This is a genomic window from Enhydrobacter aerosaccus (genome assembly GCF_900167455.1).
GTDB lineage: Bacteria > Pseudomonadota > Alphaproteobacteria > Reyranellales > Reyranellaceae > Reyranella > Reyranella aerosaccus.
This window is the reverse complement of record NZ_FUWJ01000001.1, coordinates 868,053-893,665: the sequence shown is the minus strand read 5'-3', so window position 1 is coordinate 893,665 and position 25,613 is coordinate 868,053. Positions and strand designations below refer to the sequence as shown.

Below are 25,613 nucleotides of genomic sequence, written 5' to 3'. Positions count from 1 at the left end.
GCGGGAGGCAGGCTGCCGTCAATGTGCGTTGTTGGTCGCGAGGCGCTAGGCGCGCGAGTTCCAGTAACGCAAGAGCGCCGCCTCGTTACCCGCGAACAGGTTGCGGTCGCAGTGGGACACGCCTTGCACGGCGCGCGGCACCGAGCCGTAGGCGGCATCGAGTTCCGTCTCGTCGCCAGCGTACTGCCACATGTGCCAGCCGCGCCCCGCCCATGCGACCGGAACTTCGGGCGATTCGCGATAATCGGCGAGCCAGAGATCGCAGCGCGCCAGGATCGACGTCGGCGGAATCGGCTGCCCCAGCGTGAGGCCGCGGGCGACGCGCCGGCCATTCGCCCAGTTCGGCTGCGTGTAGATCATCGGCAGTCGCCCGGTCGCCGCATAGACCGTCTGCACGAAGACTTCGGCCTGCACGAGCGTCATCGTGTTGCGCGGATTGTGATCGTTGGGCTCGAAGTCGAGCGCCATCACCGTCTTCGGCCCGGGCTGAGCCGCCGCGAGGAAACTCCTCGCCTGTCGTTCTCCAGGATACTGCCGCGTGCCGAAGTGATAGGCGCCCCACAGCAGACCCGCCGCTTCCGCCTCCGGGCGTCGTACGCTGTACGAGGGATCGACATAGTCGCCGCCCTCGGTCGCCTTGTGAACGACGGCGAGAATATTGCTGCGCCGGCGCACGGCGCCGAAGTCCGTCACGGTCACGTTGTGGCTGATATCGATTACCGCATCGAGGCCACCCGCCGGCGCTCTGCCAGATGCCTGCGGCGCCATCGTCGCTTGCGCAGCCTGCCGGGACGCACATCCCGTCACCGCGGGCGCGGCCACTGCGGCCAGCCCTGCGAGTACGTTTCTTCGCGATATCATGTCGATTGCATCTCTCACGGGTGACCCGCCGATCCCGGCGGTGACAATCGTGTGATAAATCATCCGTGAATTGGGGCAAAAAAGCAATCAAATCGAGGAAGCCGCGCCGCAATGCCGCTGTCACGGCGGGCTGCGGCGGCGCAGCTCGTAGTACGGCCCGATCAGTGGATTACTGAAAACGGGCACGACCTCGTAGTCGTGATGCAACATGTCATAGAGAGCCGGTGCGCGAGCCGACGCCGAGACACCACCGAGCCGACGGGCCAACTCGTCCTCGCTCCAATTCCAGAAGTCCGACACCGCGATCCGGTAGCCAAGACGAAAGGCGAGATCGATCTGCTGCTTGAGCGCCGCCGCGTGCTGCTCGGCAGTCCACTGCGGATGACGGATCGCGCCGGCATTGACGGCGATCCATTTGAAGCGCGGCCAGTCGCTGGGTGCCGGCCCTGGTGGAGGAATGAAGTCCCAGTCCCAGGTGTGACTCCACAGGGCGTACTGCCAAGTCGCGATATACTCGAAGCCCCAATAGAGGAAGACGGTGCGGTCGGTCGGGAAGTACCGCTCGATTTCCGCCACGGCGGCAACCGCCGCCGCATCCTCGCCGCGCCAGCGCGCCAGCGACACGACATTCCAGGCCAGCGGCACGAGCGACAATACCGCCAGCAGCCCCATCGTCTTCGGTCTCAGCTCGGCCCAGCGACGGCCGGCCAGGACCGTCGCCACGATCAGCGCCCACGTCACCGTCAGCCACGGCATGACGTTGACCTGCATCTGCGGATCCTGCGGCTGGGAGTACAGGTTCATCGCCTGCCCCGCCGCCAGCGTGCCCAGGAACACGGCCGCAACCGCGCGCAGCCGCGGCTCGGCGCGCCGCGGCCACAGCAACGCAAGCCCGACGACGAAGATCGCGAGTTCGATGAGTACCGATAGCGACAGCGGCAGGACGCCACGCGCCGCCGAGGCCGGATCGAAGTAGTTGCCGGTGATGAAGAGATAGTTGCCGAGGCCGGCCAGCATCATCCAGGCCTTGCTCCAGCTCAGGCCACCCCAGCCGCTGTCGACGCCCTTCCCCGTCCACAACAGGTCCGGCAGGCCGACGGCGCCATTATGGCCCTCCCAGACCTGCTGCACGATGCCGGTTACAGCGACGATCGTGACGAGCAGCGTCGCGATCCAGCCGAGGCGCTGCCGCAATGGCGCGTCGGCGATGGCCAGCGCCAGGACGAAGGCTGGCAGCGTCGGGAAGATCAGCCGCCATTCGGTCAGCCAGCCCAGCGTGAACAGGATCGCGACGGCGATCACCCGCCAGTGTGTCGGGCGATCGAACCACAAGGCCGCCAGCAGCATCGATCCCAGCACCAGCGTGTAGCCCGGCATGATGTCTTCGCTGATGACGGCGAGCAGCAGGAAGAAGCCGGTGCCGAGATGGAACAGCGTCGCCAGGATCGCCGTCGTCACGCTGCCGGTGAACCGCAGGACGAAGGCATAGACGCAGACGAGGCACAGGCTCGCCCAGAAAGCGTTGAGATAGGCGAACTGCTTCCAGGCCACGCCTTTCAGGATGCCGGCGAGGTCGAGCAGATGGGCGAGGAAGCCGTAGAGCGGGAAGTACAGATAGTTCGACTGATCGAGCCGGGCATGGGCGAAGTCGTGGATCCAGGGCTCGGCCTGGATGCTCTTGTACATGCCGTTGGCCGTGAGGATGTGCACGTTCTGCAGCCAGGCGATCATGGCCGTCAGGAACAGGAGCGACAGGATGAAGACCGGCGGCAAGTGCCGGCCGAGCGACGGCGTCTTCATGGCCGGGCCCAGATCGAGGAAGCGAACATCAGCCGAGCTTACGAGCGCAGACCGCATACTGTGCCCCGAGCGGCAGCCAGGCCAGCAGGCGGTCGATGCCGCGCAGGAAGCCCAGGGCCGGAGGCGTGAACATCAGGTAATCCGTCTCGAGGTCGTAACGTGCGCTGTCGAGCAGCCCGTGCCGCACCTCCTGCGCGTCGAGCAGGATAGCATTGGCATCGATCGGCGTGCGCGCGATCACATGGCGCACCAGCGGATTGCGCGGATTGTGCTCGAAGACAACGAGCCGGCCGCCGGGCCGCAGCACCCGTCCGAGCTCTCGATAGACCGCCGGCCGTTCCGACACGGGAACGTGATGCAGCACCGCGCTCGCCACCACGATGTCGAACTGGCCGTCGGCGAAGGGCGTGCGTTCGTCGCGCTGCGTTTCGAGCCGCGGCAACGGTGCGGCGGCCATCGGCCAGCGCCGCAGCGCTTCCTCCAACATGCCCTGCGAGACGTCGCAGCCGGCGAACGGTGCGCGGGCCCCGAGCCCGACCAGCACGCGCATCAGGTCGCCAGCGCCGCAGCCATAATCGAGCAGGCTCGACGTGCCGTCGCGCAATCCCTTCTCGTGCCGCAGCAACCAGCGCGCCTTTACGGCGATGAACTGGTCGGCCGAGCGGCCCATCAGGCGCTTGACCGGATTGTCGAAGCCGCCGTCATAGCCTTCGGCGTGGCGGTCGAACTCGGCCGGCTTCACCGGTCGCCTCCGACGATGTCGCGGATCATGAACAGCGGCCGGCCCTTGCTCTGGTCGTAGAGCCGGCCCAGATAGGCCCCGATCACGCCCAGCATCAGGAACTGCATGCCTGCCAGCAGCCCGATCGCCGCCATCAGCGAGGTCCAGCCCGGCAGGTTGACGCCGAGGAACCAACCGACGATCGAATAGAGGAAGAAGGCGAAACCCACCGCCGCCATGATCCAGCCGATGGTCATCGACGCCATCAGCGGCACCACCGAGAAGCCGGTGATGGCATCGACGGCGAAGCCCATCATCTTCTTCAGCGGATACTTGCTCTCGCCAGCCACGCGCGCCTTGCGGTCGTAGACCAGCGCCACCTGGCGACCGCCGATCCAGGCCACCATGCCGCGGATGAAGCGGTGGCGCTCGGGCATCGCCAGCAAGAGATCGAGGATGCGTCGGTCGACCAGCCGGAAGTCGCCGGTGTCGCACGGGATCTCGACATCCGTCAGCCGGCCGATCAGGCGATAGAAGGCGGCGGCCGTGCCGCGCTTGAACAGGCTCTCCCCTTCGCGCAGCCGGCGCTGTCCGTAGACGACGTCGGCACCCTCATCCATCAGGGTCATCATGTCGGGCAGCAGCTCGGGCGGGTCCTGCAGGTCGGCATCGATGATCAGGATGCGCGCGCCGCGGCAGATCGACAGGCCGGCCGTAAGCGCGAGCTGATGGCCATGATTGCGCATCAGCCGCACCGCGACGACCCGCCGGTCGCGCGCCGCCGCCTCGGCCATCACCCGCCAGGTGCCGTCGGTCGAGCCGTCATCGACCAGCACGATCTCCGTGCTACCCGATCCGGCCGCCTCCGGCCCCGCCGTTGCGGCCAGCCGATCGAGCACCGCCCCGACCCGCTGCAGAAACTCCGGCAGCACGCCCTCCTCATTGAAGCAGGGGGCGACGACGGAAATCGCCGGTCGGTCAGTCTTGTTCATTCTTTTGCAGCAATAACGCCTGTTCCTTTCCCCCGCTACCCCCTCGCCGTGCCCATTCCGACCGACCACGTCGGTTCCCCTAGCGGGAACAAGGAAGAAGAGGCTATCAAGCCGGCCATGAGCGCCAACGACAACGACCATCGCGGTCTCCTGCCAGCCGGGCTGGCCGACCTGCTTCCTCCCGACGCCGCCCGCGAGGCGCGCGCCATCGACGTGGCGATCGAGCGCTTCGCCGCCTTCGGTTACGAACGCGTGAAGCCGCCGGTGGTCGAGTTCGAGGAGTCGCTGCTGGGCGGCCCCGGCGCCGCCCTGGCCTCGCAGACCTTCCGGCTGATGGACCCGGTATCGCAGCGCATGATGGGCGTGCGGCCCGACATGACGCTGCAGGTGGCTCGCATCGCCGTCACGCGTCTGAAGCATGTCGAACGGCCGCTGCGACTCTCCTACGGTGGCAACGTCATCCGCGTGCGCGGCAGCGCGCTGAAGCCCGAACGCCAGTTCGCCCAGGTCGGAGCCGAGCTGTTCGGCGTCGATACCGCCGAAGCCGATGCCGAAGCCGTGCTTCTGACCGTCGATGCCCTGCGCGCGATCGGCGTCGCCGAGCTCACCGTCGATCTCAACCTGCCGACCCTGGTCGCCGCGGTCGCCGGCGGATTGAAGCTCTCGGGCGAGCCGCTGCGCCGCCTGCGCCGCGCCCTCGACCGCAAGGACGAGGCCGCCATCGCCAAGGCGCTCGACGACCGCAAGGCGATCGACCTGTTCGTCGGCCTGCTGCGCGCCGCCGGACCGGCGGACACCGCGATCGCGCAGCTCAAGAAGCTCAAGCTGCCAGCGGCCGGCACGGCCGAAGCGGCCCGCCTGGCCGAGGTCGTGACGCTCGTCCATCGCGCCGATCCCGACCTGCCTCTGACCCTCGACCCGGTCGAATATCGCGGCCTCGAATATCAGACTGGCGTTTCCTTCTCGGTCTTCGCCCTCAAGGGCCGGCAGGAGCTGGCCCGCGGCGGACGTTATTCGGCCGGCTATCCAGAAGACGGCGTCAGCGAACCCGCGACCGGCTTCACCCTTTACATGGATGCCGTCCTGGCCTCTTCCGATGCCACGTCCGAACGCCCGCGCCTCTATCTGCCGTTTGCCACGGCCTGGAGCGAGGCCGCGCATTGGCAGGACAAGGGGTATGCCGTCGTGCGCGCCGTCACCGCGGCCGCCGACACCCGCAAGGAAGCCAAACGCCTGCGCTGCACGCATGCACTGATCGACGGCGACGCGGTGCCCCTGTAGTCGACGCGTCGGCACCGACGATCTCACTCCTCGTCGTAGAAGGCGGCGATGGGATCGTAATCCTCGTCCTCGGGATGACGCGGCCGGACGTCCTCGTAGTCGGAAGACGCCCGCCAGAACACCGGACGGATCTGCATATGCTCCGGGATGTCGGTCGCTTCCGGCACGACCGGCATTGCTTCGGGACAGGTGACCTCATCCGGTCTCGACTTCTTCGAGACGGGCGGCGGTCGAGGCTCCGGTGCTGGCGCGGCCGCAGCCGGGTTCGACGGCGGCTCTGCCCGCGGCTCCGGTAGCGGCTCTGGTGCCGGCTTGGGCGCCGGGTTTGGCGCCGGCTTCGGCGATGGACTTGGACGCGCGACCGGACGCGGCGTCGGCCTGACACAGGTCACGCCAGCCGCCGCCAGGATGGCCGCCTTCTGCGGATGGTCCGCGAGATAGTCCTCGAGTTCCTTCTTCTTCAGCAGAAACTCGAGCTCCTGCTCGGCCAGGATCAACTCGCCGAAGGTGTCGAGCCAATCGACCTGGGCCTCGAGGCGCTTGAGCCGCGCCTTCAACCTCATTTCAGGCGCTTCCTCAGGTCCTGCACCTCGGCCTCGAGCCGCTCGACGCGCTCTTCCTGGCCGAGCAGCTCGAAGGCGCGGCGATGGGTTTCCAGAACGGCGGCGATTGCGGCGCCGTCCTGCGGCGTGATGGTTTGTGCCGCCATCGCCGACATGACCGCGGCATGCGCGGCGACGAGATCGGCGGGTGTGCCGATCTCGGGCAGGTCGATCTCGACCGGCCGCCCCTTGGGCGCCGACCAGACGCGATTCAACACCAGTCGCGCAGCGACGCGGTCGCCCTCGGTAGCGACCTCCACCATCTTCTTGACCACCGCTTCGGCGCCCTCGCTGGCGACCTGGTCGAGCAGGAGGTTCACCTTGTTGCGGCTGCCGACCGGACGGCCGGGGCCGCCGGGATTGCCTTTCTGGAATTTTGCCATGACGAGTCTTCTCCACGGATGAGAGCGGCTTCCCGTTAAAGAAACGGGAATTAAACGACGGACCGCCCATGGAATGACCGAAGCGACACGCGCCCCGTGACCAAAGGCGATCCATCACAGCCACGATAAGAGCGACTCAGGGAGAACGACGATTCCGGTCGTTACCCACCTCGCAGGAACAATCACCTATGGCGATGATTCTCCGTCGTCCTGAGCGGAGCCAAGCGTAGCGAGGCGCAGTCGAAGGACCCTTCCTTCAGCGCATCGTTGGATGGAGCATCGCCAAGACAGGCCCCTCGACTGCGCCGCCCTTCGGACAGCTCCGCCAGGCTGACGATCGAACCTTCACAAGCGATTGCCCTGCTGGCCCCCTACAGCGTCGCCGACAGCATGCCCAGACGGACTATGCCGGCGGCAGATCGAGGCCGTTCGGGAGGGAGATCCAGATGACCGTTTGGGCTTCCGGGGAATGCCGTGACAGATGGCCCTTGCCGTGTGTGTCCGCCACCAACACGAAGCTGCCCGCCGGAACATGGCGCACCTCTCCATCGCTCGTCTCGTAGTCGACCGCCCCATCCAGCCTGACGGTGAGGTTCGGCTCCGGAACCTTGTGCCAGGCAACCTCGCGCATGCCCGCCGGAATGCGGGTGATGCGGACGCGGGACGCCGGATAACTGGCCGTCACCTCGAACGGCGTGGCATCGGGATGCACCGACAGCTTCGTCGTCGGCAATTCGATTTCGTCGAAATGCGATTCGCCATCGGGAGTGGCATAGATGCGCAGGCATTTCATCGCGGCTGCCTCCTCGGTTCGCCGTGCCGAACGAGGCATCTCTAGCATGACGAAAGCGGAAGCAGCCACGGCTCTGGTGCGAGCGCGCCCCCTCAAGGTGCCTGTGGCCCCGGACTCATGAGCCCATGGCGTCGTTGAATTCCTGACCGTCCAGTCGTGGCGCGACCGCGCGCACCAGCTCGGCGACCAGCGTCACTGCCGGATCCATGTCGGTACGACTGTGCCGGACGAGGTGAAGCGAAACCGGCTCGAGGGAGATCGGCACCGCACGCGACGTCAGCTGCGCCGCGGCCGTGCACGCCATTACGCCCGACGGAAACGCGCCAAGGAGGTCGGTGTCACACAACAGCTCTAGCGCGTGCAGGAACGTGGGCGCGACGGCGGCGACGCGTCGCTGGCGCCCGATCCGGGCGAGCGCCGGTTCGACCGACCCCTGCCGATCCCCACGGCCGGAAACGACGACATGGGGAAAGGCCAGCCAGCGGTCGAGGTCGAGCGTCTCACCGGCTGCCGCCGGATGGTCGCGTCGCATCACGACGACATAGGGGTATGTGGCGAGGGGTTCGGTCCGCAGCGAGGCGCCGGAGGCGGACGCGACGGTAACGACGAGGTCCACCTCGCCGCGTTCGAGTCGCTCGATTTCATTGCCGACGTGCCAAGGATGAAAGATCAGGTCGATTCCCGGCGCCCGCTTCGCCAGCTCCGCCGTCAAGGCGGCGCCGAGGGTGACGGCGGGAACGTCGGACGCGACGAGCCGCACCGCGCCGCGAAGATCGGCCAGGTCCGGCGGGCCGGCCGACACGATGACAGACAGTTCGGCGAGAGCCGCCCGCAGCGGCTCGCGCATGGCGTCGGCGCGCGCTGTCCGGCGAAGCCCACCCGGCGACGCCCGCACCAGCAGCGGATCGCCGAACAGCGCCCGCGCCCGGGCGAGCGCGTTCGAGGCCGCGGGCTGGGACAGGCCGAGCCGCTCGGCAGCCCGACCGACATGCGCTTCGTCCAGCAGCGCATCCACGATCACGAGCAGGTTGAGGTCGATTCCACGAAGCTTCATCTGGTGAATGGCATATCATAACAAACATCATTTTGAACAATGTCTGCCGGGCCGCCATTTTCACGGCGTGTCAGGAGGCCTTGAACGTGACCACCGTGCTGCTGCTTGCCCATCCCGATTTTGCCGCCTCTCGAGTCAACCGCGCGCTGCTCGCGGGGCTAAACGATCTGCCCGGACTGGAGGTCGCCGAGCTTTACGCGCTCTATCCCGATGGCCGGATCGACTTCGCGGTCGAGCGCGCGCGGGTGCTGCGCGCCGGCAGGCTGGTGCTCCAGTTCCCGCTCTACTGGTACTCGACTCCGCCGCTGCTCAAGCACTGGCAGGATGCGGTGCTGACGCCGCTCTTCTATCGCGAGCCGGAGATCGCCGCGGCGACGGCGGGCCTGCCGGTGCTCGCGGCGACGACGACGGGCGGTCCGCCGGCGAGCTATCAATCGGGCAACCCGGCCGGAACGACGATCGATGAGCTGTTTGCGCCTCTCCGGGCCACCGCGCGCAAATGCGGCTGGCGGTGGCAGGCTCCGTTCGCGCTCCACGATGTGCGCAACCTCGATGACGCTGCGCTGACGCGGGCGGGCGAGGATTACAGATCGGCAATCCTTTCGGCACCGATGCGGGAGCGGCGGTTGGAAGTTGCCGCGTGAACCGCGGCATGCGCGGCGACGAGATCGCCCTCGGCACGAGGCGCTCGCATACCGGCCCGGCTGCGCTTCTCCCCTGTCGCAAAAGCTCGCCGGAATACGGACTACCGTATCATGACGGCCGTGCCCGTCCCTGAACCGGCCGGATCTTGCGCGGTCCCGCGATCCAGATCGCCATCATGGACACGAGGCAGAAGCCGATGATCAGAAGGAAGGCAGGCCGATAGCTGCCAGTCTCGTCGTGGATAGCACCGGCCATCCAGGGACCCACGGCGCCGCCGACGATCAACGAGACGCTGATGGCTCCAAAGATCGAACCATAATGTGGTCCCTCGAAGATCTCCGCCACGATCGGCCCCATGACGGACGTCAGCGCATATCCCAGGAACCCTTGTGCAAACACCATGAAATAAAGCAATGCCGGCGACGGCCAATGTTCGAGCCCGATCAGCGCCGCGTAGGCAAGGGCAAACCCGAGGCAGCCCGCTGTCCATATCCACTCACGGCCGACGCGGTCCGACAACGCCCCCAGGAGGATCTGGCCGGGAATGCCGATAATGCTCACCGCGCCGAGCGCCCATGCCGCCGTCAGCGGCGCAAAGCCGATCTCGACGAGGTACGTCGTTTGGTGAACCTGTATGGCGTACCAGGCGACGAGTGCCAGGAAATAGCCAAGCGAGAGCCACCAGAATCGCGCCGTGCGCATCGCGCGGCGGAGTGACCACTCGGTCGCGGCCCAGGCGTGATCGGTGATCGCGGCACGCCGCGCGGCCAGCATACCGGGGGACGCGCGATCGCCATCCGGATTCTGTCCAACGTCTGCCGGTCCCTTCCTCACGAACAGCGCCAGCGGCGCAATCCCGAGCAGGACCAACCATCCCATCGCCACGCACGATGCCCGCCACCCCTCCGTGACAATGATGGTCTGCAACCACGGCAGCAGCAGAACGGCGCCGACGCCCGCGCCTGCGAAGGCGATGCTGATGGCAAGCCCGCGTCGTCGCACGAACCAGTGCGGCAGGAATTGCGAGTGCACGGTGTACGTCATCATGTTGGCGCCGCCGCCGACGGCGAGGCCCAGAGTGGCGTAAAGCTGCCAGGGACTTGTCACGTATGGCGCCAGCATCAGGCCGGCCGACATCAATACGACACCGATCAGGATGAGGATGCGTGGGCCACGTGCATCCACCACCCGGCCAACGAACGGGCTTAGGATGGCCGAGACAAGAAAGCCGAAGGAGAAGGCACCAGCCGCCAGGCCGCGATCCCACTTGAACTCGTCGATCAGAGGCGGCAGGAGCAGCGAGAAGGACGTGCGTCCCGTCACTCCGATCGCCATCGTCACGAATGCGATGCCGACGATGAACCATCCATAATAGAACGGCAGTCTGGCCGACCAGTGTCTCGACGTTGGCTGCATCCGGGTCATGCCGCCGATGAAACGAGACCAAGCGGCTGCTCGCCGATGCGATCGAGGCCGGCTCCCGGCACCTGCACAAGCCGAAGCCTCTTGCCCGCGGCCGCCAGCTCTTGCGTAAAAGCCATCGAAACAAGAATGTCGGCATCGCCAAGTTGGCTGACGATGTCGGCCTCGTCTCCCGAGACGAACTCGCAGGGGATGGTCAACCGCTGGCGTCCCGGCTCGATCAAACGCACGGCAAAGACCCGGTGAACACGGCTTTCAATATCTTCGATCCTCCAGGCAGCGGCTCTTCTTACTAGCAAGCTTGGCCGGCACTATCGCGGCGCGGGTGGCATCAATCAACTACAGGCCAGGTGGTCATGGGCAGGAAATCGAGCGTCCTATCGCACCTCATGAGCCTCCGGAAATGGCGGGTTCTTCGCCGTCGCGGCTTGCATCGGCGGCGAATTGTTCCCGGCGCCACATCAGCTTCCTTGAACTCGCCGGAACCCAGTTGAGCCGGGAGATAGCGCAGCGGCAATGCGCAGGGAGTGCTACTTTCCCATGAACGACGAGACGTGCGAGGTGTTCAGGAGAGAAGACGGGCCGCTTCCCGACTCCCTCACCGCTTCGCCCCAGGAGATCTGCCGCGCGGAAGCGGGGCCCGGTTCAACTCCCGCCGCAGGCGATGCGCCAGGGCGACGAAGGCGCCCAACGCCGGATTGTCGTTGGAAGGTCGGAAGGCGATGCCCAAGGCATACTTCACTGGCACGATGCCGCGCCGTACCTGGACATAGGCGACATTCTCCATCTGCACCGATTGCATCGCCTGCGGGACAAGGGCGATGCCCATGCCGCTCGCGACCAGGGCGAGCACAGTCTGCATCTGCGGCGCGACCTGGACGAAGTTCGGGATGAAGCCGCTGTCCTGGCAGGCGGCGACGACGACACTCTCGAACCCCGGCCCTTCCTTGAAGGAGAAGCCGACGAACGCCTCGCCGCTCAGGTCACGCAACTGCACGCGGCGCTGATTGCTGATGGCATGGGTACGCGGAACCGCGAGCATCAGCTCCTGCTCGCAGAGATTTTCGACGCGCAGGTCCTTCGCGTCGTGAAGCGGCGGCACGACGATGCCGACATCCGTCGTCTCGCCGAGCAGCGCCGCCAGTTGCTGCGACGTCGTCTCGCCGCTCGGCATCAGCTTGACGTCGGGATAGTCGGCATGAAAGGCGCGCAGCAGCCGGGGCACGACGTCGAGCGCCGCGCTGGGCACGAAGGACAGGCGCAGCGTCCCCAGTTTGCCGACGGCGGCCCGCTGGGCGACCTCGACCGAGAGCTGTGCATGGGCGAGCGTCCGCCGCGCCTCGCGCAGGAACGCCTCGCCGGCAACGGTGAGGCGCACGTGATGGCGGGTGCGATCGAGCAGCGTCACGCCCATGTCGGCTTCGAGCCGCTGCACCGCCACGCTCAACGGCGGCTGCGACACGTTCAGGCGCTCCGCCGCGCGGCGGAAACTGCGCTCCTCCGCCACCGCCACGAACTGCCTCAGTCGGCGCAAATCCATGAGATCACTCTAGGATCTCGATCCGGCGCGGTCCATGGCGGTGATCGTGAATCGCTATCACCAGGGCACGTAAACGGTATTGGACGGATCGACCGGCCTGCCGGAGCATCCGCCTATCATTTTCATTCGCGATCGTGGAACCGCCATGCAGCCCTCCTTGCTGGAAGAACTGACCCCCGTCCCCAATCCCTATCCGATCCGGTCGGAGGTCGAATATCCCGAGGTCTGGCGGCTGTGCGAACAAGCGCGCGAACTGGCCTGGGATCCGACGTCGATCGATTTCAGCGACCTGCGCAACGCCGACCTCCCGAGCGAAGTGCGGGCGGCGGGTGCCGAATGGTGGAGCCTGCGCGCCTGGATGGAACATGGCGCGGTGCCCTACGGCACCGAACGGCTGCGCGAGGCGATCTTCCGCCACGAGCCGTTCGAGATCAAACAGCAGATCACCAACTTCATCGCCGAGGAACTGCGCCATCACGAGGCATCGTTCCTGATCGCCAACGGCCTCGCCGGCTATCACGACGAACCGCGCGCGGAATATTTCAAGGCCATCATCCCGAAGTTCCACGACGAGCGCGACGAAAAGGCGATGAGCTTCTACGCGGGCCTCGCCGTCAACACGCTGTTCGAGCAGCTTTCGGGAGAACTCCTCCAGGCGCGCTACGAGAATGCCCGCTTCGAGTCGGTGCGTCTCGCCTGTCAGCTCATCCTGCGCGACGAGGCGCGGCATATCCAATTCGGGCGCATCATCATGCGGCGCTTCTTCGCCGAACTGTCGGCCGACGACCGCCGCCTGCTGGGCGAGAAGTTCGCCAAGAAGCTGCGCGGCAGCCTTCTCAACGGCGTCTACGCCGTCGTGAACCTGCCACCGGCCGAGCGCGAGCGCGCCGGCCGCAACCGCGCCCTCGCCGCCGAGTACGGCCTCGGCGCAACGCATCCCGATGACGAGATCTCCATCATCAAGCGCGGCGTCGACCAGATCCGCGAGGATGTCGCGCCCTACGGCGTCGTCATTCCCGAAATCGCGGAAGTGGACCGCCCGAGCGCGGCCACTCACTGATCTCCCCGGCCCCAACCTTGCATCGCCACGATCGGCGCCCCTCGTCGAAGGATCCCGTGACCCGCTTCTCCACCGTCCTGTCCGGCATTGCCGCCGTCGTCGCGCTTGTCCTGGGCGTCGCCGCCCAGGCCCAGAGCGCCTATCCGAACCGGCCGATCACCCTGGTGGTTCCCTACCCGCCGGGCGGGTCGGCGGATATCCTCGCGCGCACCGTGGGCGCGGAACTCGGCAAGCGGCTCGGCCAGCCGGTCGTGATCGACAATCGCGGCGGCGCCGGCACCGCCATCGGCACCAAGGTCGTGGCGAGCGCCGCACCCGATGGCTACACGCTGCTGCTCGGCACGGTCAGCTCGCAGGCCATCAACCCGGCGATGAACAAGGTGGCCTACGATCCGCTGAAGGATTTCACCGCAGTCTCGCCGCTCGCCTCGATCCCCTTCGTGCTGGCGGTCAATCCGGCCGCCAAGATCGACAGCGTGGCGGCGCTGATCGCCCAGGCCAAGGCGCAGCCCGACGGGCTGAGCTACGCCTCGGCTGGGCCCGGCACCTCGAACCACCTGGCCGGGGAGCTGCTGGCGTCGGAAGCCCATATCCGCCTGCTCCACGTTCCCTACAAGGGCAGCGCGCCGGCGCTCAACGATGTGATCGCCGGGGTCGTGCCGATGATGTTCGACCTGCAGACGACGACGTTGCCCTATCTCAAGTCGGGCAAGCTCAAGGCGCTCGCCGTCACGAGCAAGACGCGCAGCTCGCTCCTGCCCGACGTCCCGACCATGATCGAAAGCGGACTGCCCGGTTACGAGGTCACCGCCTGGTTCGGGGTGTTCGCGCCGGCCGGCCTGCCCGCGCCGATCCTGGCGCGCCTGAATACAGACATCACGGACATCCTCAAGACACCGGAAATGACGGCGCGCCTGCGCGAGCTCGGAGCCGAACTCGAAAGCGGCGATCCGGTGACCTACGCCGCCTATGCGCGCAGCGAGTCGGTCAAATGGGCCGATGTGATCAAGCGCTACGGCCTCGCGCCGTGACGTGTCGCCGGCTCCATTAAGCCCCCTCTCGCTCACTGCCGCGCGTCCCTCATGTCCCCTGACGTTTCCACCGTCGACACCTCGGCTGCAGCGACGGATGCGCTGCGGGCCGCCCTGGCCGAGATCGGTCCGCGATGGGCGAGCGATATCGCCTTCTACAGCCAGCGCACCAAGGACGCCTATGATCCCGTGCTGGCGCGGGCGCCGAAAGCCGACATCGCCGTGACGCGCGATGTCGCCTACGGTGATCACGCCCGACAGGTGCTCGACATATTTCGGCCGGTCGACGCCAAGACCGCGCCGGTGGTCGTGTTCGTCCATGGCGGCGCCTTCGTCCGCGGCGCCAAACGCACCACCGACGAGCTCTACGACAACGTCCTCTACTGGTTCGCGCGTCAGGGCTTCGTCGGCGTGAACATCGAATACCGGCTGGCGCCGGAGGCTGCCTATCCGGCCGGCGCGCACGATCTTGCCCTCGCCCTCGACTGGGTCCAACGCCACATCGGCAGCCACGGCGGCAATCCGGGGCGCGTGCTCCTGATCGGCCATTCCGCCGGCGGTACGCACGTCGCGAGCTATGCCTGCGATCCCGCCCTCGGCTATCTCGGCCGGCATGTGTCGGCAGTGGTCCTGATCTCGGCCCGGCTGCGCGCCGACCAGTCGCCCGTCAATCCGAACGCCATGGGCGTCCGCGCCTATTTCGGCGACGATTCCAGTCTCTACGACATCCGCTCACCGGTCTCGCACGCGACGCACTGCCATCTGCCGGTGCTGGTCGCGGCGGCTGAGTTCGAGAACCCGCTGCTCGACGTCTACGCCCTGGAGTTCGCGCATCGCCTGGCCCAGGCCCGTGGACGCGCGCCGCGGTTCGTGCAGATGAAGGGCCACAATCACATGTCGATCGTGGCCCATTTCAACACCGAGGAAGAAACGCTGGGGCGGATCATCCTCGACTTCTTCGATCAGGAAGGGCGAGCCTAGAGCCCGAGCAGCTTGGCCGCCGTGCCGCCCAGGATCGCGATCCGCTCGTCGTCGCTGAGGCCGGGCGTGTTCAGCACGAGGTCGATCTCGGTGCTGGTCCAGGGGAACGGATAGTCGGTGCCGATCATGATCTGGCTCGCGCCGGTCTCGGCGATCAGGTGGCACAACGCCTCGGGCGTGAAGACGATGGTGTCGAAGAAGAGCTGGCCGTCGCGCAGATAGGCCGTCGGCTTCTTCTTCGGCAATGGACCGACGCGGTTGGGAAAGGTGCGGATCACGGCGTCGGAGCGGTTGGCATAGGACGGCAGGAAGCCGCCGCCGTGCGCGGCGCAGATCTTCAGTCCCGGAAAGCGATCGAGCGTGCCCTCGAAGATCAGGTGCGACAGCGCGAGGGTGGTTTCGAGCGGATTGCCGATCGTGTTGGTGAGCAGGCCGGAGCCGCCGAGCCGCCCGCTGGGTTCCAGCTCGCGCGTGCCGAGCGGATGCAGGAACACCAGCACGCCCAGCTCCTCGCACTTGGCCCAGAAGGGATGGAACTTCGGATCGGCCAGTTCCAACCCGGCCACGCTGCCGCCGACACCGACGCCGCGGAAACCGAGCTGGCGCACCGCATGCTCGACCTGCTCGGCGGCGAGATCGGGATGCTGGAGCGCCGCGGTCGCGAAGCCGACGAAGCGCTCCGGCTGCTCGGCGCAATACTCGGCCAGCGTCTCGTTTTGCAGCCTGATCAGCTCCGCCGCGACGTCGCGCTCGGCGCGATACCAGAACGGATTGATGCTGAGCGCCTCGACATCGATCCCCTGCGCATCCATCGCCGCCAGCCGGGTATCGACATCGGTCATCAGCAAGCCCGGCGCCTCGAGCGGATGCTTGACCAGCGCCATCGCCGCCGGCACCGCGCAATGGGCATGGATATCGACGGTCTTCACGCGCGTGCCCTTGACCACCACTTCGCGACGGCGGGAACCGGCGCCGGCGTGGGCGTGCGCATGTCCGTGGCCCTGCTCGGCAGCGTGCGGTGCCGGTCTCGGCGCGGCGAAGGGACAGCCGGTGAAGGCGATGCCGTTGAACCTCGAACCGATGGATGTCGCGCCGCTGGTCATCATGTCGAGATCTCCCGCAGACTGGGCCAAACGCAGCCGGAGCCTACACCGACGGCCGCCAGGCGTCGCCTGACGAAGTGTTGATGGTGCCTTACCCCCCGAGGGCACAGGAAACGGCAGAGCCCACGCCTGCGGCATGTGACCTTGACCGGGCTGCAGCCTCCGCATACGTTCCGCGCCCTTTGCGACAAACCGGCGGATTGCCGTCATGCCCCAGATCCTCGTCGAGGCGCTGGCCAAGACCTATCGCGTTGCCGAGCGGACACCAGGTCTGATTGGTGCCGTCCGTGGCCTCGTGCATCGGCAATGGCGGGAAGTTTGGGCTCTGGCTGACGTCTCGTTCAGCCTCGAGGCTGGCGAACTGCTGGCCTTCATCGGGCCAAACGGCGCAGGAAAATCGACCACCATCAAGATCCTGTCGGGAATCCTGCGTCCGACGAGCGGCCGGGTCGAAGTGGACGGCCTGGTGCCATACGAGGATCGCATCCACCATGTCGCCCGCATCGGCGTCGTGTTCGGTCAGCGCAGCCAGCTCTGGTGGGATCTGCCTGTCATCGACGGGTTCGACCTGCTGGCCGATATCTACCGAGTAGAGCCGGCCCGCTATCGGCGCCGCCGCGACGAGCTCGTGGCCATGCTGCGGCTCGAACCGCTGCTCGACCAGCCGGTGCGCCAGCTCTCGCTCGGCCAGCGCATGCGCGCGGAATTCGCCGCCGCGTTGTTGCACGACCCCACGATCCTTTTCCTCGATGAGCCCACGATAGGGCTCGATGCACCGTCGAAACTGGCCGTGCGCGAGTTCGTGCGCCGACTCAATCGCGAGCAAGGCGTAACCGTGCTTCTCACCACTCATGACATGCACGATGTCGAGGCGCTGGCGGAACGCGTCATCGTGATAGGCCACGGGCGCCTGCTCGTCGACGGCCCCTTCGCGAGCCTGCGTGCCGGCGTTCTCGCCGAACGACGGCTCTATATCGATTTTGTCGGTCCCGCGCCGATGCTCGACATCGACGGCGTCACGATCAAGGCGCGGGAAGGCCGTTCGCTCGAACTCACCTTCAATCCGGGACGCCTTCCGGCGCCGAAGCTGATCGCGGCCATCACAAGCTCGCATGCTGTCGACGACATCCATGTCGAAGAACCGGCGATCGAGGAAGTGATCGCGCGCCTTTACGAGCTTCACGACGCGCACGAGGCATGACGATGCGCGCCCCTCGCCCCTATCTTGCGGCTCTTCGCGCCCGCTTCCAGCTCATGCTGCAATATCGCACGGCAGCCTTGGCGGGGTTTGCGACGCAGTGCTGGTGGGGCGGTATTCGCATCATGGTCTTTGCCGCTTTCTATGGCGCCAATGCAGCGGCGGCGCCGATCAGCCTTGCCAATGCCGTCACCTATGTCTGGCTCGGCCAGGCGCTGCTGGCATTGATGCCCTGGCTCGCCGACCCGGAGATCGGCCAGGCCGTGCGCAGCGGCGCCGTCGGCTACGACCGACTCCGGCCGCTCGATACCTATGCTTACTGGTATGTGCGCACCCTGGGCTGGATGCTTGCCCGGGTCATGCCGCGTGCGGCGCTGATGGTGTTGGCGGCTGCCATCGTGCTGCCGTGCGTCGGCCTGGAGGCCTGGTCATGGCGACCGCCCACAGGTCTCGCGGCCGCTCTTCTGTTCGTACCGGCTTTCGTGCTCATGGTCGCCTTGAGCGCGTCGATTCTCACGTTGGCCAATATCGTTGTCGCGGCAAGCCTCAACGAGCGCGGCGTGAACGCCGTTCTCGCCCCGCTTGTGATCGTCTTTTCCGGCAGCCTGCTGCCGCTCGACTTCTTCCCGGACGAAGCGCGCCTTCTATTGCACCTGCAGCCGCTGGCCGGCCTCGTCGATATCCCGTTCCGGATCTACTTTGCGGACCTGCACGGCATGCAAGCGGCGCAGGGATTGGCGCTGCAGGCCGCCTGGACCCTGGTGCTGATCGGCGTCGGCCGCCTCGCCATGGGTCGCATGATGCGCCGGCTCGAAATGCAGGGGGGATGATCGTGAATGCGCTTGCCCTCTATGCCCGCTATGTCGCCGCTTCCCTCCGGGCCCAGGCACAGTATCCGGCATCGACCCTGATGCTCACGGCGGGCCACTGTGCGGCAACGGCGATCGAGATCCTGGCCGTCTACGCGCTGTTCGCCCGCTTCGGTCCGGTCGGAGGTTGGTCGTTTGGCGAAGCCGCCCTGTTTTATGCCTTGGTCAACATCATGTTCTCGGTTGCCGACCTGCTGACCCGCGGCTTCGAGGTCTTCGGGACAGAGTTCGTACGCACGGGCGCCTTCGACCGCCTGCTGTTACGGCCACGCGCCGCCGCCCTGCAGCTTGCCGGCCACGAAGTGAGGCTTTCGCGGCTGGGACGGTTGCTGCAGGGCTCGCTGGTCCTGATCCTGTCAACGCGTCTCGTGCCGATCGCCTGGGACGTGAGCACGATCGTGACAGCCATCTGGGCCGTTGCGGGCGGCGTGGCTCTGTTCGCAGGAATCCTCGTGCTGCAGGCCACGCTCGCCTTCTGGACGGTCGAAAGCCTGGAGGTTGCGAACGTCATCAGCTACGGCGGTGTCCAGGCTGCGCAGTATCCGCTCAACATCTACGCGGCCTGGTTCCGGCGTCTGCTGACATTCGCGGTGCCGCTCGCCTGCGTGGCCTATTACCCGGTGCTTGCGGTCCTGAAGCGGCCCGATCCCCTTGGCGCGCCGGACTGGCTTCTGCCACTGACACCGGCCGCGGGATTCATCTTCCTGGCGCTTGCGTTCCTCGCCTGGCGGGCCGGCATGGCACGTTACGCCTCCTCAGGCAGTTGATCTGGCACAGAGGCCGCCGGCGCAGCAGGTCGTCTCATCACACCCTACCGACAGTCGGTGTCTCTGACGAAGAGTTGATGGCGGACAAGGCGGCTTCGAGGGCTGGCGTCAATCAAACCTTCACCCCCTCCCCGGCCCGTGCCACCATGCGGCGCAGGAGGAATCGCCCATGCCCATTTATGAACGAGGCCCCGTCCGCATCCATTACGAGGAGATGGGTTCCGGCTTCCCGCTGCTGGTCATTCCGGGCGGCGGCCTGAACTCGACCATCGCCGGGCTCGACGCCACCCATCCGTTCAATGCCATGAAGGAGCTGAAGGACCGCTATCGCTGCATCGGCGCCGATCTGCGCAATGCACCCGACGGCCAGTCGTCCGGTCCGCTCGAGGCCGACCGGCCCTGGGACTCCTTCACCGACGACCATCTCGGCCTGATGGACCATCTCGGCATCCGCCAGTTCATGGTGCTGGGCTACTGCATCGGCGGGCCGTTCATCTGGAATCTGCTGAAACGCGCGCCCGATCGCGTGGTCGCCGCGGTGCTGACGCAGCCGAGCGGTCATCGGCCCGAGCTGCCCGACCAGTTCTACCAGAACAACATCGCCAACTGGGGGCCGAAGATCACGGCCAAGCGGCCCGACATCACCCTGGACCAGGTCAGCGCGTTCCTCACCGCCATGTATCGCGACCGCGCCGACTTCGTGTTCACCGTGACGCGCGACTTCGTGCGCGCCTGCCACACGCCGGTCCTGATCCTGCCCGACGACATCCCGCCCCACCCCTACGCGGTGGCGATGGAATCGGCGATGCTGGCGCCCAACGCGCAGGTCTCGATGTATCCCTGGAAGGACGTGAAGGAGAAGATCCCGCTGGCGGTACGGCACATCCGGACCTTCCTGAAGGCGAACGAGCCGGCGGCGAGCGCTGCCGTCGGGCATCGCGCAGCGGCGGACTAGAACCCGTCCCTCAATGGCTTGCACATTCCCGGACCCGATGGCGGTCCCGACGACTCATGGAGATTCGAGATGAAGACCTACAGGATCGCGGCCATTCCCGGTGACGGCATCGGCGGCGAGGTCGTCTCCGCGGGGACCGAGGTCCTGAACGCGCTGGCCAAGCGCGTCGGCACGTTCGATTTCCGCATCGATACCTTCGACTGGGGCGGCGACTACTACAAGAAGCACGGCCGCATGATGCCGGAGAACGGCCGCGAGCTGATCCGGCATCACGACGCCATCCTGTTCGGTTCCGCCGGCCATCCCGACATTCCCGACCACATCACGCTGTGGGGCCTGCGGCTCGCCATCTGCCAGCCGTTCGACCAGTATGCCAACGTGCGGCCGACGCGCGTCCTGCCCGGCATCACCTCGCCGCTGCGCGCGGTCAACGACAAGGAACTCGACTGGGTGATCGTGCGCGAGAACTCGGAGGGCGAGTATGCCGGCGTCGGCGGGCGCGTCCATCAGGGCTCGCCGCTCGAAGCGGCAACGGATGTCGCCATGTTCACCCGCGCCGGCGTCGAGCGGATCATGCGCTTCGCCTTCCGGCTGGCGCAGTCGCGGCCGCGCAAGCTGCTCACCGTGGTGACGAAATCGAACGCCCAGCGTCACGCCATGGTGATGTGGGACGAGATCGCGGCCGAGATCGCGCGCGAGTTCCCCGACGTCACCTGGGACAAGATGCTGGTCGACGCCATGACCATGCGCATGGTGATGCGGCCGGCCAGCATCGACACGGTGGTGGCGACCAACCTGCATGCCGACATCCTGTCGGATCTCGCCGCCGCGCTGGCCGGATCGCTCGGCATCGCGCCGACCGCCAACCTCAATCCCGAGCGCACCTTTCCGTCCATGTTCGAACCCATCCATGGCTCGGCCTTCGACATCATGGGCAAGGGCATCGCCAACCCGATCGGCACCTTCTGGTCGGCGGTGATGCTGCTCGACCATCTCGGCGAGCCCACGGCCTCGGCCCGCCTGATGGGCGCCATCGAGCGCGTCACCGCCGACAAGCGCTTCCATACCCCCGATCTCGGCGGCACCGCCCGCACCGCCGACGTGACGGCGGCCGTGATCGCCGCGATCCACGGGGCGAATGCGTGACCGGAACGCCGTAGATCGAACAATGTCTTCGGCTCCCAAGAACAACATCGATCAGGATTTCTTCGGCTTCCTCTCGCATCGCGACCAGCTCGGGTCGCTGCAGAACTTTACCGGGTCCCGGCCCTCGCGGGCGGAGCGGATGGAGATGGGGCGGCAGCTGCGCAAGACGGTGCCGCGCACCAGCCACGCCGCCTGGACGCCCAGAGCCGATCGCGCCGATCCGGTCGACATCCTGATGGCGCAGAACGCGACCCGGGTGCAGAAGCTGGTGCCGCTGCGTAACGCACGCATGCTGGCCTCGCCCTTCACCTTCCTGCGCGGCGCGGCCGCTGTGATGGCGGCCGATCTCGCCACCACACCGGCGACCGGGCTGAACGTGGTCGCCTGCGGCGACATGCACGTCGCCAATTTCGGCGTCTTCGCCTCGGCCGAGCGCAAGCTGATCTTCGCCATCAACGATTTCGACGAGGTCCATCCCGGACCGTGGGAGTGGGACCTAAAGCGACTGGCCGCCAGCGCCGCCGTCGCCGCGAGCGACATGGGCGCCGACCGCGTCGGCGCCGAGGAAGCGGCGCGCGCCGCCGTCGCGTCCTGGCGCGAGCGGCTGCGCGGCTACGCGGAGATGCCGTTCCTCGAGGTCTGGTACGACGAGATCGACGATCGCACGATCCTCGATGCCGCCTCCCCGCGACTGCGGACGCAGATCGAGGCGATCTTCGACAAGGCCCGGGCCAAGGGCCATATCCGCTCGCTCGACAAGCTGACCGAGGATGTCGCCGGCCAACATCGCCTGATCGAGATCGCGCCAGTGCTGGTGCGCGAGACGCATCGCGAGGACGGCGTGCCGATGGCCGAGGTCATCGACGACGTGCTCAGGAGCTACTTCCATTCCCTGCCCGACGATCGCAAGCGGCTGATGTCGCGCTATCGCCTCGTCGATGTGGCGCGCAAGGTGGTGGGCGTGGGTAGCGTCGGCACGAGCTGCTGGGTTGCTTTCCTGCAAGGGCTGGATGACGACGATCCGCTGTTCCTGCAGATCAAGGAGGCGCAGCGCTCGGTACTGGCGCCGTATGCGCCGATCAGCCTGCCCTATACGCATCAGGGCCAGCGCGTCGTCGTCGGCCAGCGGCTGACGCAGGGCGCACCCGACATCTTCCTCGGCTGGGGCGACTCCACCTACGGCCGCCAGTTCTACGTGCGCCAGCTCGCCGACATGAAGGGCGGTGCCCGCTTCGGCGAGGGCGTGACGGAAACGCTCGACGGCTTCGCCAGCTATTGCCGGCTGTGTGGCTGGGCCCTGGCCCTGGCGCATGCCAAGTCGGGCGATGCGGCGATGATGGCAGGCTATGTCGGCAAGGGCGACACGCTCGACGAAGCGATCGGCCGGTTCGCCCTGGCCTACCTGGAGCAGACCGAACGCGACCATGACCGCTTCGCGGCGGCCCGGCGCGCGGGACGCATCTCCGCATCGCTGGAGACGGTGCCGCCGGGCTAGAGGTTCCCGCGGGGGCCGGCGGTTTCAGGGCAACGCCGCGGCGGCTGCGTCGTTCGTACAGGAGAACCCCAACCCAAGGAGGAACGTCATGTTCCGTCCCGACCCCATTTCCGCGCTCACCGGCGCGACCCTCGCCGTGGCCCTGGCTTGGCCGGTCGCCCTGTGGGGGCAAGCGGTGCCGCGCTCGACCGAGTCGATCCCCGCCCCCGCTACCAACGACCAGATCGCGCAAAGCCTGCCACAGAAGATCCACGACAAGCTGGTGGCGCAGGGCTTCAAGGATGTCGTGGTCGTGCCGAACTCCTTTATCGTCAGCGCCCGCGACAAGGACGGTCAGCCGGTGCAGATGCTGATCGGACCGGATTCCATGACCGTGGTCACACCCTCTCCGGGGATGGGCGCGCCGGGGATGCAGCGGCCGGGCCCGGGCGACCCGGGCCTGCAGACGCCGGCGCCCGACACCGCCGAGCGCCCCGACGGCAAGGACCGGATCATCCAGCAGTAGGCAACCTCAGGCGTCGAAGCGGCTGATCTCGAGGCCCGATCCGACAGGGACGAGGATGCTGGTCATCCTGGGCTTGGCCCGGACGGCGTCCCTGTACTGCGCGACCTCGGTGAAAGCGGGAAAGATCATGTTGTCGGCAACCACGATCGCACCGGGATTGAGCTTGGGATAGAAGGCCTCCAGGCAGGGCACGTAGAGATCCTTCCACAGATCGACGAGAACGAAGTCGATCCCGGACGGCAGCGCCTCGATCATCTGGACGGCATCGCCGACCTTGAAATCGACGAACGAGGACAGTCCCGCCTTCTCCGACATCTCGCGGGCGTGGTCGGACTTGTACTGCTGCAGTTCCATCGTCGTGACGCGGCCGCCCGTGGCACGTGCGGCATCCGCCAGCCAGATGCCCGAATAGCCATAGGACGTGCCGAGCTCCAGGATGGTCGGCGCCTTGAGGCTGCGAGCCAGGATGTTGATCAGCCGGCCGGTATCCGGTCCCACCGCCAGCAGGTTGCGGTCGAGCTCGGCATTGGAGAGGGTGTGCGGCGGCGGTCCCGCGCGCATCGCCTCGCGCTCCTTCTCCATGCGCTGGTGATAGAGCGCGAGAACGGCCTTCATCCTGTCATCCATTTGCAAGCTCCTCTGGTACGCTGTGGTCGATTTGCTGTCGGTCGTCAGGCGTCGCGCCAGTCGAAGGCGAGCGGCGCCTCGCGGAAGGCGAAACGGTCGAGATGTCGGGCGACGGCGCCCTTCAGGGCCTCGCGCTGCTCCGCCGCGCTCGCTTCCAGCCGGCAGTCGAGACCGTCGGGCTGCGCCTTGAGGGCCAGCGTGGCGTCGCCCGGCCAGTCTGCACCGCGGGCGTTGCGCGGGAATGTCACCGTGCCTTCGGTCTCGGTGAAGGTGACGGCGAGGTTGTGGCTCCAGTGCTTGCAGAGCTGCTGGAGGTAACGGCTGGCGTGCGCGGTCGGCACGCGGACGGTGGCGATGAACATTGAAGGTCGTCCTTGGCTGAGGGGATCGATGATGCGGTACCGCTTGCGCAGCACGTCGACATAGGTCTGCCGCATCGAGCGCCTCCTCAGAGGCGCTCGATCTTGCGCGCGGCCTCGTCGAGGATCGCCGCGATGTCGTGCTGGGTCTCCGCCTTCACGTCGCCGCGCTCGAGACGATAGAGCAACGCCGTCTTGAGGTTGCGCATGGCACGGCGAACCGAGGCGACGTCGGTGCGCTCGCGGATCGAGGCCAGTTCGGCCAGGCGGGCGAATAGCGCCTCGACCTCCTCCTTCTTTTCGGCCAGATGGGCGGTGCCCTCCGGCGTCACGGCGAAGGGCTTGCGTGCCCCTTCCGCATCCGCCTCGGCAATCTGGCCCATCTCCTGCAGCATGGTCAGGGTCGGATAGATGACGCCGGGGCTCGGCACATACGCGCCGCCGGTCAGTTCCTCGATCGCGCGGATCAGCTCGTAGCCGTGACGCGGCTGGTCGGCGATCAGCTTGAGCAGGACCAGCCTGAGCTCACCGGAATCGAAGACACGCCGACGGCGGCCGCCGCGGCCCTCGTCCGCCTCTTCGCCCCACGGGCCCCGGCCATGGTGGCCGAATCCGTGCCGCCCGAACCGCGCCGCGAGCCGGCCGATCTTGTCGCCAAACCGGCCTTCGCCCTGCGGGCTCTGGAACCGGTGATGGCCATAATGATGGGAATGACGCACTTGATGTGCTCCTCTATGTTTAGACATGACTGAGATATATCTTAACACATCTCAGATTCAAGAGCGGCGCTTGATTTTTCCTCCGACTGCCATTGTGCAGTGCGGAATTCGTCTTGGATTTGCCTTACACTGTCGATAGGACTCTTAGGTGCGCCGCAACATGGACGGCGCCGTCCGGGAGGACGCCCGCCCCTGTAGCGTATGGTGCGGAGGAGCCGATGCCGGATACCGGATATGTCAGCGACGATGGACAGGAGCGCCCGCAGGATATCGAGGCGCTGGAGCCGCGGGGCCAGTTGGCCTCGCGCATCCTGGCCATGCCCAGCGACACCAATCCCAAGGGCGATATCTTCGGCGGCTGGATCATGTCCCTCATGGACATGGCCGGGAAGATGTCCGCTACCACCGTGGCCAACGGCCGGGTCGTGACGGTGGCCGTCGATCGCATCGTGTTCCGCCAGCCGGTGAACGTCGGCGACGTGGTCTGCTGCTACACCGACCTGCTTCGTACCGGCCGGACGTCGATCACGCTCTCGATCGAGGTCTGGGCCATGCGCCAGGGCCAGGGCACGCGCGTGAAGGTGACGGACGCCGTCTTCACTTTTGTCGCCATCGACGACACCGGCCGCCCGCGGCCCATCGCCGACGTCGTCGAGATGCCGCCGTCCGAAGAGGCCGAACGCCTGGCGCGCAGCGGCTGAGCG

At 66.8% G+C, this 25,613-nt stretch carries 28 protein-coding genes; 13 read left to right on the top strand and 15 right to left on the bottom strand.

The genetic code is table 11. The features are described from left to right. Positions 1 to 45: 45 nt before the first annotated feature. The 4 genes from B5D62_RS04170 to B5D62_RS04155 form a co-directional block, all read right to left on the bottom strand. The gene (locus tag B5D62_RS04170) at positions 46 to 768 is read right to left on the bottom strand and encodes a glycoside hydrolase family 25 protein (RefSeq protein ID WP_231714715.1); all 723 of its coding nucleotides are present in this window, start codon (positions 766 to 768) and stop codon (positions 46 to 48) included. 213 nt (positions 769 to 981) lie between these two features. Next, positions 982 to 2,661 (bottom strand): hypothetical protein, encoded by a 1,680-nt coding sequence (locus B5D62_RS04165; RefSeq protein WP_139373717.1) that lies wholly within the window; start codon positions 2,659 to 2,661, stop codon positions 982 to 984. Between the two features lie 28 nt (positions 2,662 to 2,689). Then, a complete protein-coding gene (locus B5D62_RS04160; RefSeq protein ID WP_139373716.1) occupies positions 2,690 to 3,403 on the bottom strand; it encodes a class I SAM-dependent methyltransferase in 714 nt (237 codons plus the stop codon). Beyond that, entirely contained in the window at positions 3,400 to 4,374 is a 975-nt protein-coding gene (locus tag B5D62_RS04155) for a glycosyltransferase family 2 protein (protein ID WP_170920777.1), read from the bottom strand. Before B5D62_RS04155 ends, B5D62_RS04160 begins: the two co-directional genes overlap by 4 nt. Positions 4,375 to 4,491: 117 nt before the next feature. Here B5D62_RS04155 and B5D62_RS04150 point away from each other — a divergent pair, with 117 nt between their 5' ends. Further along, positions 4,492 to 5,655, top strand: coding sequence for an ATP phosphoribosyltransferase regulatory subunit (locus B5D62_RS04150; protein WP_085932524.1), 1,164 nt, complete (start codon positions 4,492 to 4,494; stop codon positions 5,653 to 5,655). Positions 5,656 to 5,678: 23 nt separating this feature from the next. On the opposite strand, the gene B5D62_RS04145 is transcribed toward B5D62_RS04150, so the two are convergent. The 4 genes from B5D62_RS04145 to B5D62_RS04130 form a co-directional block, all read right to left on the bottom strand. Next, positions 5,679 to 6,218, bottom strand: a complete 540-nt coding sequence (locus tag B5D62_RS04145) for a hypothetical protein (RefSeq protein WP_085932523.1) — start codon at positions 6,216 to 6,218, stop codon at positions 5,679 to 5,681. Beyond that, positions 6,215 to 6,640 carry a DUF5681 domain-containing protein gene (locus tag B5D62_RS04140; RefSeq protein ID WP_085932522.1) on the bottom strand — a complete coding sequence of 142 codons (426 nt, stop codon included), beginning with the start codon at positions 6,638 to 6,640 and terminating at the stop codon, positions 6,215 to 6,217. Before B5D62_RS04140 ends, B5D62_RS04145 begins: the two co-directional genes overlap by 4 nt. 403 nt (positions 6,641 to 7,043) lie before the next feature. Further along, complete coding sequence (locus B5D62_RS04135) at positions 7,044 to 7,433, bottom strand: cupin domain-containing protein (protein WP_085932521.1); 390 nt, start codon at positions 7,431 to 7,433, stop codon at positions 7,044 to 7,046. A 115-nt stretch (positions 7,434 to 7,548) separates the two neighbouring features. Further along, positions 7,549 to 8,487, bottom strand: a complete 939-nt coding sequence (locus B5D62_RS04130; protein ID WP_085932520.1) for a LysR family transcriptional regulator — start codon at positions 8,485 to 8,487, stop codon at positions 7,549 to 7,551. A gap of 86 nt (positions 8,488 to 8,573) precedes the next feature. On the opposite strand from B5D62_RS04130, the gene B5D62_RS04125 reads away from it, so the two are divergent. Then, positions 8,574 to 9,131, top strand: coding sequence for an NAD(P)H-dependent oxidoreductase (locus B5D62_RS04125; RefSeq protein WP_085933521.1), 558 nt, complete (start codon positions 8,574 to 8,576; stop codon positions 9,129 to 9,131). 109 nt (positions 9,132 to 9,240) lie between these two features. Here the strand turns inward: B5D62_RS04125 and B5D62_RS04120 are convergent, their stop codons facing one another. From B5D62_RS04120 to B5D62_RS04110, 3 genes are all read right to left on the bottom strand, one after another. Beyond that, positions 9,241 to 10,548, bottom strand: a complete 1,308-nt coding sequence (locus B5D62_RS04120) for an MFS transporter (RefSeq protein ID WP_085933520.1) — start codon at positions 10,546 to 10,548, stop codon at positions 9,241 to 9,243. A 5-nt stretch (positions 10,549 to 10,553) separates the two neighbouring features. Continuing rightward, positions 10,554 to 10,784, bottom strand: a complete 231-nt coding sequence (locus tag B5D62_RS04115; RefSeq protein ID WP_085932519.1) for a hypothetical protein — start codon at positions 10,782 to 10,784, stop codon at positions 10,554 to 10,556. Positions 10,785 to 11,152: 368 nt separating this feature from the next. Next, on the bottom strand, positions 11,153 to 12,094 hold the full coding sequence (locus B5D62_RS04110) for a LysR family transcriptional regulator (RefSeq protein ID WP_085932518.1): 942 nt from the start codon (positions 12,092 to 12,094) through the stop codon (positions 11,153 to 11,155). 145 nt (positions 12,095 to 12,239) lie between these two features. On the opposite strand from B5D62_RS04110, the gene B5D62_RS04105 reads away from it, so the two are divergent. The 3 genes from B5D62_RS04105 to B5D62_RS04095 are packed head-to-tail and all read left to right on the top strand — an operon-like array spanning position 12,240 to position 15,166. Continuing rightward, positions 12,240 to 13,154 carry a ferritin family protein gene (locus B5D62_RS04105; RefSeq protein WP_085933519.1) on the top strand — a complete coding sequence of 305 codons (915 nt, stop codon included), beginning with the start codon at positions 12,240 to 12,242 and terminating at the stop codon, positions 13,152 to 13,154. A gap of 56 nt (positions 13,155 to 13,210) precedes the next feature. After that, entirely contained in the window at positions 13,211 to 14,185 is a 975-nt protein-coding gene (locus B5D62_RS04100) for a Bug family tripartite tricarboxylate transporter substrate binding protein (RefSeq protein ID WP_085932517.1), read from the top strand. A 51-nt stretch (positions 14,186 to 14,236) separates the two neighbouring features. Further along, positions 14,237 to 15,166, top strand: a complete 930-nt coding sequence (locus tag B5D62_RS04095; RefSeq protein WP_085932516.1) for an alpha/beta hydrolase — start codon at positions 14,237 to 14,239, stop codon at positions 15,164 to 15,166. Here B5D62_RS04095 and B5D62_RS04090 read toward each other — a convergent pair. Next, positions 15,163 to 16,272, bottom strand: coding sequence for an amidohydrolase family protein (locus B5D62_RS04090; protein WP_170920776.1), 1,110 nt, complete (start codon positions 16,270 to 16,272; stop codon positions 15,163 to 15,165). The genes B5D62_RS04095 and B5D62_RS04090 overlap by 4 nt on opposite strands. A gap of 205 nt (positions 16,273 to 16,477) precedes the next feature. On the opposite strand from B5D62_RS04090, the gene B5D62_RS04085 reads away from it, so the two are divergent. From B5D62_RS04085 to B5D62_RS04055, 7 genes are all read left to right on the top strand, one after another. Next, positions 16,478 to 17,470, top strand: a complete 993-nt coding sequence (locus tag B5D62_RS04085; RefSeq protein ID WP_085932514.1) for an ABC transporter ATP-binding protein — start codon at positions 16,478 to 16,480, stop codon at positions 17,468 to 17,470. Between the two features lie 2 nt (positions 17,471 to 17,472). Continuing rightward, positions 17,473 to 18,297, top strand: a complete 825-nt coding sequence (locus B5D62_RS04080; protein WP_218190935.1) for an ABC transporter permease — start codon at positions 17,473 to 17,475, stop codon at positions 18,295 to 18,297. 2 nt (positions 18,298 to 18,299) lie between these two features. Then, positions 18,300 to 19,103: an ABC transporter permease gene (locus B5D62_RS04075; RefSeq protein ID WP_085933518.1), complete on the top strand. Its 804-nt coding sequence runs from the start codon at positions 18,300 to 18,302 to the stop codon at positions 19,101 to 19,103. Positions 19,104 to 19,272: 169 nt separating this feature from the next. Continuing rightward, positions 19,273 to 20,058: an alpha/beta fold hydrolase gene (locus B5D62_RS04070; protein ID WP_085932512.1), complete on the top strand. Its 786-nt coding sequence runs from the start codon at positions 19,273 to 19,275 to the stop codon at positions 20,056 to 20,058. A 69-nt stretch (positions 20,059 to 20,127) separates the two neighbouring features. After that, complete coding sequence (locus tag B5D62_RS04065) at positions 20,128 to 21,204, top strand: tartrate dehydrogenase (protein ID WP_085932511.1); 1,077 nt, start codon at positions 20,128 to 20,130, stop codon at positions 21,202 to 21,204. 22 nt (positions 21,205 to 21,226) lie between these two features. Then, complete coding sequence (locus tag B5D62_RS04060; protein ID WP_085932510.1) at positions 21,227 to 22,699, top strand: DUF2252 domain-containing protein; 1,473 nt, start codon at positions 21,227 to 21,229, stop codon at positions 22,697 to 22,699. An 88-nt stretch (positions 22,700 to 22,787) separates the two neighbouring features. Then, positions 22,788 to 23,204 (top strand): hypothetical protein, encoded by a 417-nt coding sequence (locus tag B5D62_RS04055; protein WP_085932509.1) that lies wholly within the window; start codon positions 22,788 to 22,790, stop codon positions 23,202 to 23,204. A gap of 6 nt (positions 23,205 to 23,210) precedes the next feature. Here the strand turns inward: B5D62_RS04055 and B5D62_RS04050 are convergent, their stop codons facing one another. The 3 genes from B5D62_RS04050 to B5D62_RS04040 all read right to left on the bottom strand — a co-directional run bounded on the left by B5D62_RS04050 (position 23,211) and on the right by B5D62_RS04040 (position 24,909). After that, positions 23,211 to 23,831 (bottom strand): O-methyltransferase, encoded by a 621-nt coding sequence (locus B5D62_RS04050; protein WP_085932508.1) that lies wholly within the window; start codon positions 23,829 to 23,831, stop codon positions 23,211 to 23,213. Between the two features lie 44 nt (positions 23,832 to 23,875). Beyond that, entirely contained in the window at positions 23,876 to 24,193 is a 318-nt protein-coding gene (locus tag B5D62_RS04045) for a DUF2218 domain-containing protein (RefSeq protein ID WP_085933517.1), read from the bottom strand. Positions 24,194 to 24,279: 86 nt separating this feature from the next. Continuing rightward, a complete protein-coding gene (locus B5D62_RS04040) occupies positions 24,280 to 24,909 on the bottom strand; it encodes a PadR family transcriptional regulator (protein ID WP_231714714.1) in 630 nt (209 codons plus the stop codon). 218 nt (positions 24,910 to 25,127) lie between these two features. On the opposite strand from B5D62_RS04040, the gene B5D62_RS04035 reads away from it, so the two are divergent. Continuing rightward, positions 25,128 to 25,610 (top strand): acyl-CoA thioesterase, encoded by a 483-nt coding sequence (locus B5D62_RS04035; protein ID WP_085932506.1) that lies wholly within the window; start codon positions 25,128 to 25,130, stop codon positions 25,608 to 25,610. Positions 25,611 to 25,613: the final 3 nt, after the last annotated feature.